This is a genomic window from Paraburkholderia oxyphila NBRC 105797 (assembly GCF_000685075.1).
In the GTDB taxonomy this organism is placed as follows: domain Bacteria; phylum Pseudomonadota; class Gammaproteobacteria; order Burkholderiales; family Burkholderiaceae; genus Paraburkholderia; species Paraburkholderia oxyphila.
In genome coordinates, this window is record NZ_BAYD01000027.1 from 103,363 (window position 1) to 116,153 (window position 12,791).

10 protein-coding genes are annotated in these 12,791 nt (G+C 66.1%); 4 read left to right on the forward strand and 6 right to left on the reverse strand.

Annotated features, from left to right (window positions below; translation table 11 throughout):
- Positions 1–32: 32 nt before the first annotated feature.
- The 6 genes from BO1_RS18455 to BO1_RS18480 form a co-directional block, all read right to left on the reverse strand.
- Positions 33–971: an ABC transporter permease gene (locus BO1_RS18455; protein WP_028218832.1), complete on the reverse strand. Its 939-nt coding sequence runs from the start codon at positions 969–971 to the stop codon at positions 33–35.
- Positions 971–1,852 carry an ABC transporter permease gene (locus BO1_RS18460; RefSeq protein ID WP_028218833.1) on the reverse strand — a complete coding sequence of 294 codons (882 nt, stop codon included), beginning with the start codon at positions 1,850–1,852 and terminating at the stop codon, positions 971–973. The genes BO1_RS18455 and BO1_RS18460 overlap by 1 nt, the downstream gene beginning before the upstream one ends.
- Positions 1,849–2,940 (reverse strand): ABC transporter ATP-binding protein, encoded by a 1,092-nt coding sequence (locus BO1_RS18465; protein ID WP_028218834.1) that lies wholly within the window; start codon positions 2,938–2,940, stop codon positions 1,849–1,851. Before BO1_RS18465 ends, BO1_RS18460 begins: the two co-directional genes overlap by 4 nt.
- Before the next feature lie 109 nt (positions 2,941–3,049).
- On the reverse strand, positions 3,050–4,216 hold the full coding sequence (locus BO1_RS18470) for an ABC transporter substrate-binding protein (RefSeq protein ID WP_028218835.1): 1,167 nt from the start codon (positions 4,214–4,216) through the stop codon (positions 3,050–3,052).
- Positions 4,217–4,461: 245 nt separating this feature from the next.
- Positions 4,462–6,042 carry an aldehyde dehydrogenase (NADP(+)) gene (locus BO1_RS18475; protein WP_028218836.1) on the reverse strand — a complete coding sequence of 527 codons (1,581 nt, stop codon included), beginning with the start codon at positions 6,040–6,042 and terminating at the stop codon, positions 4,462–4,464.
- 57 nt (positions 6,043–6,099) lie between these two features.
- A complete protein-coding gene (locus BO1_RS18480; protein WP_028218837.1) occupies positions 6,100–7,047 on the reverse strand; it encodes a dihydrodipicolinate synthase family protein in 948 nt (315 codons plus the stop codon).
- 407 nt (positions 7,048–7,454) lie between these two features.
- On the opposite strand from BO1_RS18480, the gene BO1_RS18485 reads away from it, so the two are divergent.
- The 4 genes from BO1_RS18485 (at position 7,455) to BO1_RS18500 (ending at position 12,749) form a co-directional block, all read left to right on the forward strand.
- A complete protein-coding gene (locus BO1_RS18485; RefSeq protein WP_028218838.1) occupies positions 7,455–8,195 on the forward strand; it encodes a gluconate 2-dehydrogenase subunit 3 family protein in 741 nt (246 codons plus the stop codon).
- Complete coding sequence (locus BO1_RS18490; RefSeq protein WP_028218839.1) at positions 8,195–9,970, forward strand: GMC family oxidoreductase; 1,776 nt, start codon at positions 8,195–8,197, stop codon at positions 9,968–9,970. Before BO1_RS18485 ends, BO1_RS18490 begins: the two co-directional genes overlap by 1 nt.
- Positions 9,971–9,978: 8 nt before the next feature.
- Positions 9,979–11,403: a c-type cytochrome gene (locus tag BO1_RS18495; protein WP_084688041.1), complete on the forward strand. Its 1,425-nt coding sequence runs from the start codon at positions 9,979–9,981 to the stop codon at positions 11,401–11,403.
- 152 nt (positions 11,404–11,555) lie between these two features.
- On the forward strand, positions 11,556–12,749 hold the full coding sequence (locus BO1_RS18500) for a porin (protein ID WP_028218841.1): 1,194 nt from the start codon (positions 11,556–11,558) through the stop codon (positions 12,747–12,749).
- Positions 12,750–12,791: the final 42 nt, after the last annotated feature.

The window sequence follows — 12,791 nt, forward strand, 5'->3', positions numbered from 1 at the left end:
CATGGGTTTCAGCGCGTCTATCAATCAAGCCGCTAACGCGATTCCTTCACGCGCGACACGAGTTGCGTCGGGCTGACGAACTGCAGCGCGACCAGCACCCATGCGAGCGTGATCGCCATGTAGATCATCGCCATGGCGTCGATGGACTGCGGCGCGCGCACGCCCGTCGAGAACACTGCGTAATACAGCGCGACGACGAGGGTTTGCGTGTCGGGTCCAGCGGTAAAAAACGTGAGTTCGAACATGCCGATCGTGCGCACCAGCACGAGCAGGCCCGCCGCCAGCATCCCTGGCACGAGGAGCGGCAGCAATACGTAACGGAAATAGCGCAGCGTGTTCGCGCCGAAGATGCGCGCGGCCGACTCCAGGTTCGGATCGATCTGCTCGATGAACGGCGTCATCACGAGAATCACGAACGGCAGCGCGGGCACGAGGTTCGCGAGGATCACGCCGGGCAGCGTCCCGGCGAGGCCGAAGTGGTACATCGCCGTGGCCATTGGAATCCCGTATGTGACGGGCGGCACCATCAGCGGCAGCAGAAACACGAGCATGGCGATGCGCTTGCCCGGAAACTGCGCGCGCGCGAGCGCATAGGCGGCGGGCACGCCGAGCACGATGGACAGCAGCACGACCGCGCCCACCACTTCGAACGTCACCCACAGCACGCTGCCGAGCTGGAAGTCGCGCCACGCCTGCGCATACCAGTGCAGCGTGAAGCCTTGCGGCAGCGGCGTGCCGAACCAGCGCGTGGCGATGGAGTTCACGCCCACCGTCGCGATCAGCAGCAGCACGTTGAGCAGGAAGAACGCCATGCCGCCCCACACGATCACTTTCCAGAGCACGTCGGGCAGGCGCGAAGCCGGCTTCGTTTGCGGCGCCCTGGCGGCGGGAGCGGGCGCGGGCGCCGGACGCTCTTCGCTCACCGGCGCGCCTGCGGGGAGTCCCGCCGGGTGGTGTTGATGCGTGCTCATCAGCCTTTCCCTCCACTCACCGGGCCCGAGTAGAAGTAGCGCTTCGCGCCCAGCATCGCGGCCACCACGATCAACTGCACGAAGCCCATCACGATGGCAATGGTCGAGGCGAGCGAGTAGTCATAGCTCTCGAACGCGGCTTCCGACGCCGCGATGGAGATCACGCGCGTAGGGCCCGCCGGCGCGCCGAGCAGCACCGCCGAGGGAAACACCGAATACGCCTGCACGAACGAGAGGCACGCGGCCATCGTGAGGCCGGGCGCGAGCAGCGGGAGATAGATCTGCCGGAACTGCTGCCACGGCCCCGCGCCGAGCGTGGCGGCCGCGCGCGCGAGCGTCGGGTCGATGCCGGTAACGTAGGAGAGCGTGAGCAGGAAGGCGAACGGAAAGCCCGAGACGATCAGCGAGATCAGCACGCCCCAGTAGTTGTGCGTGAGGCGAATCTCTTCGTTCGTGTAGAGATGCAGTGCGTGCAGCGCCTGCGGGAACCAGCCGTTCGGGCCGAAGTAGCTGAGCATGCCATCGGCGATCAGCACGGTGCCGAGCGTGACGGGAATCACGAGCAGCGTGGTCACGAGCTTCTGATAAGGCGACTTGCGGCGCAGCGCGAACGCCACCGGCAGCGAGAGCCCGACGTTGATGACCGTCGCGGGCACCGCCAGCTTGAGCGTGACGAACACCGTCGGCCACAGCGAGAGATCGTGGATGAACTGCAGATAGTTCGCGAACATGCCGCCGCCGTTCATCGGCTTGAACGACAGCATGAGCCCGTAGGCGAACGGGTAAAGGAACATCGCGATGATGAAGCCCAGCGCGGGCGCGATCAGCCAGCCGCGCGCGTCGCGCGGCGCTTTGCTCAGCGACGAGGCGAATGTGCTCATGATGCGCGCTCCGCGTAGGCCAGCACGCGCGAAGGCGCGACGCGCAGCGTGGCGCGCTCGCCCGCTTCGAACTCGCCCGCCACGCGCGCCCACAGCTTGCCGAACGGCGCGTTCGCGAGCAGCAGCGAATCGCGGCCGCCGTATTCCACGAGCTCGACTTCGACGTCGAAGGCGTTAGGGTCGCCCGCGTCGGCGCGTTCGAAATCTTCGGGGCGCATCGCCACGGAAATCGCGTTACCGCCGGCCTGCACGATGGCGTCGTCCATCGGCACGCCCGTGAGCGTGATGCCCGACGCGGACAGCGCGATATGCTCGCCGCGCTCGCCGGTCACGGCGAACGGCAGCACGTTGCGATAGCCCATGAAGCGCGCCACGTGCAGATTCGCGGGCCGGCTGTAGATTTCCTTAGGAGTGGCGACCTGTTGCACGACGCCCTCTTTCATCACGACGATGCGGTCGGCCATCGAAAGCGCCTCGTCCTGGTCGTGCGTCACGTAGATCGTGGCGCGCTCGAGCTGCCCATGAATGCGGCGGATCTCCGCGCGCATCTCGATGCGCAGCCTGGTGTCGAGGTTCGAGAGCGGTTCGTCCATCAGCACGAGCGGCGGCTCGATCACGATGGCGCGCGCGATCGCCACGCGCTGCTGCTGGCCGCCCGAAAGCTGGCCCGGCAGCTTGCCTTCATGGCCGACGAGCTGCACCAGTTGCAGCGCCTCGCGCGCACGGCGCTTCGCCTCGTCGCGCGGCACGCCCTGCATCTTCAGGCCGAAGCCCACGTTCTCCAGCACGCTCATGTGCGGGAACAGCGCATAGTTCTGGAACACCATGCCGAAGCCGCGCTTCTCGGGCGGCAGCACGTCGATACGCAAATCGTCGAGCCAGATGCTACCGCTCGTGAGCGGCTGCAGGCCCGCAATGCAGTTGAGCGCCGTCGATTTCCCGCAGCCCGAGGGTCCGAGCAGCGCAATGAATTCGCCGCGGCGAATCTCCAGATCGAGATTGCGCAGCGCCGCGAGCTGCGTCCCTTCCGCGTTGGGGAAACTGCGGCACACCGAGTCCAGACGCAGACGATCGAATGAATGCTTCATGACACGTTCCTGAAACGCGAGGTCCACTTACCTGAGCATAGGCAACCGGCGGCACCCGTGCGAGGTCACACGCAAAGGCGCCGCCGGGGCGTCGCTGACTCGTCACCCATTACTGCGACTTCTGCGCGCCGATTTCGCGGTCCCATTTCTGGAACGCCGCAACCATCGCCTGCGCCGAAAGCGGCTGGACGTGCGGATACTGCGTGAGCCACTTCGCGTATTCGGGGCGGCCATATTTGGCGATCACGTCCTGGCTCTGCTTCGGCGCCATCGAGAGCGTCACGCCCTTCACGGCCGGGCCCGGATAGAAATAGCCGTCGTCATAGGTCATGGCCTGTTGCTGCGGCTCGAGCATGAAGTTCATCAGCTTGAGCAGCACGGCGAGCTTGTCCTTCGAGACGCCCTTGGGGATGACCATATAGTGGGCATCGTTCACCCAGGTCATGTTGTCGAACGCCTGCACCTTGAACTCGGCCGGCACGATGCCGAGCGCGCGCGGGTTGATGTCCCAGCCCGTCACGGTCACCGTCATGTCGCGCGAGCCCTCGCCCAGTTCCTTCATGACCGCCGAGGTGCCGCCCGGGTAGTACGGCACGCACGCATTGAGCTCCTTCAGGAACGCCCACGTCTTGTCCCAGCCGTTGATGGGGTCTTGCGGATTCTTGTCGCCGAGCAGGTACGGCAAGCCCATCAGGAACGTGCGGCCCGGGCCCGAGTTGGCCGGCCGCGCATAGATCAGCTTGCCGGGGTTCGCCTTGCACCAGGCGAGCAGCTCCTGTGGCGTATGCGGCGGCTTGGCCACCTTCGCGGGGTTGTACTCGATCAGCGGACCGGCCGGCATATACGACACTTCGAGGCCGTAGCCCTGCGCGAGGTCCTGCATCTTGCGCGGACCCGGCGCGTACTTGTCGAGCACGCCCGGCAGCGCTGCCGATTGATCCGGCAGCAGCTTCATCCAGAGGTTCTGCTCGATGCCGGCGGCGAGCGCGTCGGTGCCGGTGAGGACGAGATCGATATCGGCGCGGCCTGCCGCCTGCATCGCCTTGATCTTGCCGGGCAGCTGCGGCGCCGGCGCGTTGGTGTAGGTGATGTTGGAGACGAGATTCGGGTTCTGCGCCTTGAAGGCCTCGAAGGCCTTCTGCGTGAGCTGCAGGTTACCGGCCACGTCGACTATGTTCAGGGAAACCGGATCGGCCTTCGCCACGCCCGCGCCGAACACGGCCGCGGCCGCCACACATACGGCCAGCACCCTGGCCTTCAAGCGTCCATCGAACATCGCGTCTGTCTCCTCACATCTGTTTATGGAATTTGTTCTGCGCGGCCGTTCTGGTTCTGCTGCGGTCTTCACGGGTTCTGACCACTGAGCCGCGGTCAAAGGATGCCGAACCACACATCAAGTTGTCAAGCAACGTCAGGGACTTTGTGAGCCCTTTGTCGGACGTTTGTTGGGATACCTGCCGCAAAGGCGCCCGCAGCCCCGCTGCAAGCGCCTTTGCGCCGTTCCACCACGCGTACGGCCGCTTACTTGCGCACCAGTTCGCCGTCGCGCAGACGCCACAGCCCCAGCGGGTTGTCGTCCTGGACGGCGGCCGGCAGCAACTCCGCCGGCAGATCCTGATAGCAGACCGGGCGCAGGAAACGCTCGATCGCCATGGCGCCCACCGAGGTCGTGCGCGCGTCCGAGGTGGCCGGGAACGGGCCGCCGTGGACCATCGCGTACGAGACTTCGACGCCCGTGGGGAAGCCGTTCGCGAGGATGCGGCCCGCCTTGCGCTCGAGCACCGGCAACAGGCGCGCGGCCATCGCGTAGTCTTCGCGGTCGATCTGCAGCGTGGCCGTAAGCTGGCCTTCGAGGTGCTCCGCCACGCGCGCGAGCTCGGCTTCGTCGCGGCACGTCAACACGAGCGAGGCCGGCCCGAAGATCTCGTCCGACAACGCGTGCTGCGCGAGGAACTCCATGGCGCTCGTCTTGAAGAGCAGCGGCTGCGCGGAGCACTGGGCGTCGCTCGGCGTGCCAGCGGCCAGTTGTTCGACGCCGTCGGTCGTCTTGCGCGCCGCCACCGCATCGCCATAGGCCTTGGCGATGCCCGCCGTCAGCATGGTCTGCGCAGGCTTCTGGCCAAGCGCGGCGCTCACGGCCGTCACGAAGCGGTCGAGCCCGGGTCCGTCGATGGCGAGCACCAGACCCGGGTTCGTGCAGAACTGGCCGACGCCCAGCGTGAGCGAGTCGACGAAGCCCTGCGCGATCGACTCGCCGCGCGCAGCGAGCGCCGCCGGCAGCACGAACATCGGATTGATGCTGCTCATTTCGGCGTAGACGGGGATGGGTTCCGCGCGCTGCGCCGCGATGTGCGCGAGCGCGAGGCCGCCGCGACGCGAGCCCGTGAAGCCCACCGCCTTGATGGCCGGATGCGCGACGAGCGCCTCGCCCGTCTCGTTGCCGCCGCCGAAGATCAGCGAGAACACGCCTTCGGGCAAGCCGACGTCGGCGACCGCCTGCTGGATCGCGCGGCCCACGAGCTCCGAGGTGCCCGGATGCGCGAGGTGCGCCTTCACGACGACGGGGCAGCCCGCGGCAAGCGCCGAAGCCGTGTCGCCGCCCGCCACCGAGAACGCCAGCGGGAAGTTGCTCGCGCCGAACACGGCCACGGGGCCGACGCCGATGCGCCGCGCGCGCAGGTCCGAACGCGGCAGCGGCTTGCGCTCGGGCAGCGCCGAATCGAGCACGGCCCCGCACCAGCGGCCGTCGCGCACCAGCGACGCGAACAGGCGCAGCTGGCCGACCGTGCGGCCGCGCTCGCCTTCGAGACGCGCCTTGGGCAGCGCCGACTCCAGATGCGCGCGCTCGATCAGCTCGTCGCCGATGCCGAGAATGCGCTCGGCGATGGCTTCCAGCAGTTGCGCGCGCTGTTCGTGCGGCGCGGCCCGGAACGCGTCGAAGGCCTGCGCCGCGAGTTCGCAGGCGCGCGCGACATCGGCTTGATCGCCGAGACCGAACGGCGGTTCGATGTCCTTGCCGAGCGCGGGCGCGAACGCGCGCATCTCGCCCGCCTGGCCGCGCACCGCCTGCGCGCCCAGCAGCATTGCTCCAGTGATCTGCATGTTCGCTCCGCTCATATGCAATTTTCGCGTGCTACTTCGAGGCTCAAGCCAGCGCGCTTACGCGTGCGCCGCCTGCGCCGAACCCGTCAGCGACTGCTCGAACGCGAGCAGCGCCTGCGCAGCCGCGCCGATGGCGGGCAGCGCCTCGGCCGGCGACTGCGAGAGCAGCGGCAGGATCGGCCCCATGTCGGCGATGCCCGAAAGCGTGACGGCGTCGTGCAGCACGCGGATCAGCGAAATGTCGTCGCGCAGCGTCTCGAGCGGCATGAATGCATCGTAGAGCCGTTGCGCTTCTTCGGCGCGGCCTTCCTTCGCGGCCCTGAGCAGCGCCATCACGGCGTGCGAGGCGATGCAGCCCGAGCCCGTGGTCCATGCCGCAAGGCCGAAGTCGCGCACGTGCACGAGCGCCGGACGCTCGCCCATGCCCGAGACCACCTGTGAGGCGCGCACGCTTTGGAGCAGGCGGCGCAGATACGGATCGTTCGACGGGTCCTCACGCACGATGGCGTACTTCACCGCAATCAGCGTGCCGCGATCGATCAGGCGCGCGAGCGTGTCCACGTCGACATAGTTCTCGCTCTTGATATAGAGCGTGAGCGGAATGCCGGCGGCATCGGCGATGCGCGTGAGGCCCGCCTCCACGCCCTCGGGCGTGGTGAAGCCGGCGAGCGGCAGCACCATGGCCGTCTGGTACTTCGTCTGCGCGAGGATGCGCGCCTGGTCGAGCATCTTGCCGTAGTCCGGGCCGATGGCCGGGATCACGCGCGTTTCGGGCGCGCTCACCTCGGCCAGCATGTCGAGCAGTTCGCGGAACTCGCTCACGGCGACGTGGTAGAGGTTCGCGTTGCCGCCGTACAGCAGCGTGCGCAGGCCGCCCGCTTCCATGTGGCGGACGAGCTTGCGGTTGGCTTCGACGTCGAGCGAGAAGTCGGGGCGGCGTGCCAGAGGGGGCACCGCCATCACGGTCGAGGCGAATTCGCTCTCGACGATCGGGGACACGTTCATGAGGCCTCGTGCTGGGATAGAGGGTTGTCGATATCCGGCACAGTAGCATCCGTCATGCTTAGTTGTCAAACAACTTGGGTTATTTGTTAGGGTTTGTTTGGAGAGGTGGGAATCTCCGACATGCGGGGGCTGGGCCACTTGCGCTTCTGTCCAACCTCGCTAGCGCTCTTTAACAGTGCGGCCAGGCCACGCGCCACCACCCAGACAAGCCAAGTCGGCGTTACCGCAACCCACCGCCTCACCCCTCCCCCTGGCGAATGCAATGGATTATTGTAAAATTGCGCTTAAAACATGGAACCGGTTCCATTTACCATAAGGGCCAAATGCGACCTAGGCTAGATGGGAACCAGTCCCCGCATACGGCCGCAGCCGAGTCACACCGCGCCGAATTGATATAGAAACCAACAATGTCCGACACTCCTCTCACGTCACGCCGGGGCTTTCTGCGCACGGCGGCGGTGCTCGTACCCGCAGGGGCGCTGGCCGGCTGCGAGCGCAGTACGCAGCCCTCGTCCGGTACCGCGCAGCAAGGCGGCCAGCCTGAATCAGCCTCCGCGCCCCAGGTACAGGCGGTCTACAAGCCCCGCTTCTTCGACGCCCGCGAATGGGCCTTCGTGCACGCGGCCGTCGACCGTCTGATCCCGGCCGACTCTGAAGGCCCCGGCGCGCTCGAAGCGGGCGTGCCCGAATTCATCGACCGCCAGATGGACACGCCCTACGCGCACGGCGCGCTCTGGTACATGCAGGGGCCGTTCCAGCAGGGCGTGCCCGAGCTCGGCTACCAGTTGAAGCTGGTGCCGCGCGATATCTACCGCCTCGGCATCGCGGCGGTGAACGCGTACTGCAGCAAGGCCTACGGCAAGCCTTTCGACGCGCTCGACGCCAGCACGCGCGACGCCGTGCTCGGCGCGCTCGAAGCCGGCAAGGTCGAGCTCGACGGCGTGCCGGCCTCGGCATTCTTCGGCCAACTGCTGCAGAACACGCGCGAAGGCTACTTCTGCGATCCCATCCACGGCGGCAACAAGAACCTGGCCGCGTGGAAGATGATCGGCTTTCCCGGCGCGCGCGCCGATTTCATGGACTTCGTGAACCAGAACGGCAAGGCCTACCCGTACGGTCCGGTTTCGATCAGCGGGGAGCGCGCGTAATGGCGATCAAGAAACCTCATGTCGATGCCGTGGTCGTCGGCTTCGGCTGGACCGGCGCGATCCTCTCGAAGGAGCTGACCGAAGCGGGCCTGAGCGTCGTGGCGCTCGAGCGCGGCGAGTATCGCGACACCTATCCGGACGGCGCATACCCCAACACCATCGACGAGCTCACGTACAACATCCGCAAGAAGCTCTTTCTCGATCTCTCGAAGACCACCGTGTCGATCCGCCATGGCGTGAACGACACGGCACTGCCCTACCGCCAGCTCGCGGCTTTCCTGCCGGGCGAAGGCGTGGGTGGCGCGGGCCTGCACTGGTCGGGCGTGCACTTTCGCATCACGCCGGAAGAACTGCGTCTGAAGAGCCACTACGAAGAGCGCTACGGCAAGAAGTTCATTCCCGAAGGCATGACGATCCAGGACTACGGCGTGAGCTACGACGAGCTGGAGCCGCACTTCGACTTCGCCGAAAAAGTGTTCGGCACCTCGGGCCAGGCCTACAAGGTGAAGGGCAACGTGGTGGGCGACGGCAACGTGTTCGAAGCCCCACGCAGCGACAATTTTCCGTTGCCCGCGCAACTGAATACGTATTCGGCACAGCGATTCTTCGATGCGGCACAGTCGGTCGGGCTGCATCCTTACCGCCTGCCTTCGGCCAATACTTCGGGACCCTACACGAATCCATATGGCGTGCAGATGGGGCCGTGCAACTTCTGCGGCTACTGCAGCGGCTACGCGTGCTACATGTACTCGAAGGCCTCGCCAAACCTGAACATCCTGCCTGCGCTCAAGCAGGAAAAGCACTTCGAGCTGCGCGCGAAGTGTCACGTGCTGCGCGTCGAGCTCGACGACACGAAAAAACGCGCCACCGGCGTCACCTATGTCGATCCGTCGGGCCAGGAGGTGTTCCAGCCCGCCGATCTCGTGATCGTCTCGGCGTTCCAGTATCACAACGTCCACCTGATGCTGCTCTCGGGCATCGGCAAGCCGTACGACCCGGTCTCGGGCGAGGGCGTGGTGGGCCGCAACTTCGCGTACCAGAATCTCTCGACCATCACAGCGTTCTTCGACACCGACACGTGGACGAATCCATTCGTCGGCGCGGGCGGCAACGGCGTGGCCGTGGACGACTTCAACGCCGACAACTTCGACCACGGGCCGCTTGGCTTCGTGGGCGGCTCGCCGCTGTGGGTGAACCAGGCGGGCGTGAAGCCGATCAGCGGCATCGCCACGCCGCCGGGCACGCCCAACTGGGGCAGCGCGTGGAAGAAGGCGGTGAAGGACCACTACGCGCACACCATTTCGATGGACGCGCACGGCAGCAACATGTCGTATCGCGACGTCTACCTCGACCTCGATCCGACCTATCGCGATTCGTACGGCCAGCCGCTCTTGCGCATGACCTTCGACTGGAAGGACAACGACATCAAGATGGCGCAGTACGTGACGAGCCAGATGAAGAAGATTGCCGAGGCGATGGGTCCGAAGGCGCTCAACGTCTACACGCGCGAGTTCGGCGAGCACTTCGACTCGCGCCGTTATCAGACCACCCACCTCGTGGGCGGCGCGATCATGGGCACGGACCCGAAGACAAGCGCGATCAACCGCTATCTGCAGAGCTGGGACGTGCACAACGTGTTCGTGATGGGCGCCTCCGCGTTCCCGCAGGGCATCGGCTATAACCCGACGGGGCTCGTTGCCGCGCTCGCTTACTGGTCCGCGAAGGCCATTCGCAATCAGTATCTGAAGAACCCCGGCCCCCTGGTGAGCGTGTGACGAATCCCATGAAGAAGAAGAACTTGGTCCCCACGCCCATCGAACGTAAAAACGCACGTAATGGCGCACGCGGCGTGCTGCGGCGCTTCAGGAACGCTCCGAAGGCCGCCGCCGCACTGGCCGCCTGCGCGACGCTCGCAGCAGCGTTCGTGCCGCTCGCGGCTCGCGCCGCCAACGGCGTTACCAACAGCGCAAGCGCAACACTCGTCGCACACGGCGAATATCTCGCGCGCGCCGGCGACTGCATCGCCTGCCATACCACGCAGGGCGGCAAGCCGTTCGCGGGCGGGCTGAAGTTCGACACGCCCATCGGCGCGATCTACTCGACCAACATCACGCCCGACGCGAACACCGGCATCGGCAAGTGGAGCTACGACGATTTCGCGCAAGCGGTGCGCGAGGGCGTGCGCCCGAACGGCGAGACGCTCTATCCCGCGATGCCCTACCCGTCGTACGCGCGCCTTTCCGATGACGACATGAAGGCGCTCTACGCGTACTTCAAGCAAGGCGTCGCGCCGGTCGCGCAACAGAACCGCGCGGTGGACATTCCCTGGCCGCTCTCGATGCGCTGGCCGCTCGGCATCTGGCGCACGCTGTTCGCGCCCAAGGTGCAGGCGTTCGACGGTGCGCACTACAACGACGCGATCGTCGCGCGCGGCGCGTATCTCGTGCAGGGCCTCGGCCACTGCGGCGCGTGCCACACGCCGCGCGCGCGCACGATGCAGGAGCTCGCGCTGACCGATCTCGAAGGCGACGACTTCCTCGCGGGCGGCGGCGCGATCGACGGCTGGGTGCCGTCGAGCCTGCGCGGCAATGCGCGCACCGGCATCGGCGCGTGGAGCGAGGAGGAGATCGTCCAGTTCCTCAAGTCGGGCCGCAATCTGCATACGGCGGCTTTCGGCGGCATGACCGACGTGGTCCAGCACAGCACGCAGTACATGACCGATGCGGACCTTCTCGCGATGGCGCGTTATCTGAAGACACTGCCGCCGGACGACCCGAAGGAAACGCCCTATGCCTACGATCCCGCCGCCGCCAGCAAGCTGCAAAGCGGCGATGCGAGCGCGCGCGGCGCGGCGGTCTATGTCAACAACTGCATGGCCTGCCACCGCAGCGACGGCCGCGGCTACACGCGCGTGTTCCCGGCCCTTGGCGGCAACCCGGTCGTGCAGGGCAAGGACGCCACCTCGCTGATCCACGTGCTGCTCACGGGCGCCGCGCTCGATGGCACGAAAAGCGCGCCATCGACGTTCACCATGCCGCCGTTCGGCTGGCGCCTCTCAGACCAGCAAGTCGCCGACGTGGCCACCTTCGTGCGCACGAGCTGGGGCAACACCGGCGAGCCGGTCAGCGCCGACGACGTTGCCAAGGTGCGCAAGACCGTGACCCTCACCCCGCCCGAGCTGCCGCCGGGCGCGTCGCTCAAGCGCTGATGCCGTAGCGCACGCACGCTTCAACCCGCGTTTTTCCCAAGTGCCTGCCGCTGGCCGCCTCGTTCGCGAGGCGCGCCGGCATGCGCGCGCATAACAAGAGACCGCTCCATGCGGCGGTCCATCGCTATCACGACTCGTCGAGACAACACATGATGAAAAAACACCTGATCTCTGCGCCGGTTCTGCTCTCTCTCGCGGGCACGGCGGCGGCGCAGGGCTCCGTCACGCTCTATGGCATCGTCGACGCGGGCATCACTTACCGCAGCAACGAGCGCACCGGCAGCGTAGGCGCCTATCAAGGCCATTCCAATGTGGCCGTGACGAGCGGCAACCTCTCGGGCAGCCGCTGGGGGCTCAAGGGCAAGGAAGACCTCGGCAACGGGCTCTCGGCGATCTTCCTGGTCGAAGACGGCTTCGACATCACCAACGGCACCTCGGGCCAGGGCGGCCGCCTGTTCGGCCGCCAGGCGTTCGCGGGCCTCGCTGACCAGCAGTACGGCTCGCTCACGATGGGCCGCCAGTACACCTCGCTCGACGACTTCGTCGGGCCGGTCGCGCCGGTCAGCGTGATTGGCGGCTTCGGCGCGCATCCGGGCGACATCGACGATCTCGACCAGACCACACGCGTAAACAACTCGATCAAGTACACGAGCGCGAATTACGCGGGCTTCACGTTCGGCGCGCTGTACGGCTTCGGCGGCCAGCCAGGCAGCCTCAAGGACCAGAACACGTGGAGCGTGGGCGCGGGCTATGCGAATGGCCCGCTGCATCTGGGCGTGGGTTATGAGCACTCGGATAACAGCAAGAGCGGGCCTGACGACCCGACCTATGGCAAGTGGCAAGGCACCTACGACGGCACCTTCAATTCGTCGATCAATGAAGGTTATGCGAGCGCGCAGTCGCAGCAGATCGTGGCTGCGGGCGCGACCTGGGACTTCGGCGCGGCGCTCGTGGGCGTGAATTACAGCAACGTGCAGTATAAGGCTGGCGCGGACTCGCTTTATTCGGGCACCGCGACGTTTAACATCGCGGGTGTCTTCGGCACGTGGAATGTGCAGCCGAGGACGCATCTGTTTGCAGGATATAACTACACGCGTGGCAGCCATGTCGATGGTCTGGATAACGAAGCGCAGTATCACAATGTTTCGGTGGGCGCGCAGTATGATCTTTCGAAGCGCTCGACGGTGTATTTGCTTGCGGGGTATCAGCACGCTTCGGGGATGACGCTCGATGCGCTCGGGAATCCGGTGGCCGCTACGGCCTCGTTTGCTGATAAGGGCAATGGGCACTCGGCGGCGGCGCAGTCGCAGGCGATTGTGAGCGTGGGATTGCGGGAGCGGTTTTAAGCGATTGCTTGAAAATTTCTTTTGTTAGATTTGGGGCGTTGG

What these genes read in the sequence shown, in the direction of transcription:
- BO1_RS18475 (WP_028218836.1), bottom strand. Translation starts at nt 6,042, where the DNA reads ATGCAGATCACTGGAGCAATGCTGCTGGGCGCGCAGGCGGTGCGCGGC.
- BO1_RS18485 (WP_028218838.1), top strand. Translation starts at nt 7,455, where the DNA reads ATGTCCGACACTCCTCTCACGTCACGCCGGGGCTTTCTGCGCACGGCG.
- BO1_RS18480 (WP_028218837.1), bottom strand. Translation starts at nt 7,047, where the DNA reads ATGAACGTGTCCCCGATCGTCGAGAGCGAATTCGCCTCGACCGTGATG.
- BO1_RS18500 (WP_028218841.1), top strand. Translation starts at nt 11,556, where the DNA reads ATGAAAAAACACCTGATCTCTGCGCCGGTTCTGCTCTCTCTCGCGGGC.
- BO1_RS18455 (WP_028218832.1), bottom strand. Translation starts at nt 971, where the DNA reads ATGAGCACGCATCAACACCACCCGGCGGGACTCCCCGCAGGCGCGCCG.
- BO1_RS18495 (WP_084688041.1), top strand. Translation starts at nt 9,979, where the DNA reads ATGAAGAAGAAGAACTTGGTCCCCACGCCCATCGAACGTAAAAACGCA.
- BO1_RS18465 (WP_028218834.1), bottom strand. Translation starts at nt 2,940, where the DNA reads ATGAAGCATTCATTCGATCGTCTGCGTCTGGACTCGGTGTGCCGCAGT.
- BO1_RS18490 (WP_028218839.1), top strand. Translation starts at nt 8,195, where the DNA reads ATGGCGATCAAGAAACCTCATGTCGATGCCGTGGTCGTCGGCTTCGGC.
- BO1_RS18470 (WP_028218835.1), bottom strand. Translation starts at nt 4,216, where the DNA reads ATGTTCGATGGACGCTTGAAGGCCAGGGTGCTGGCCGTATGTGTGGCG.
- BO1_RS18460 (WP_028218833.1), bottom strand. Translation starts at nt 1,852, where the DNA reads ATGAGCACATTCGCCTCGTCGCTGAGCAAAGCGCCGCGCGACGCGCGC.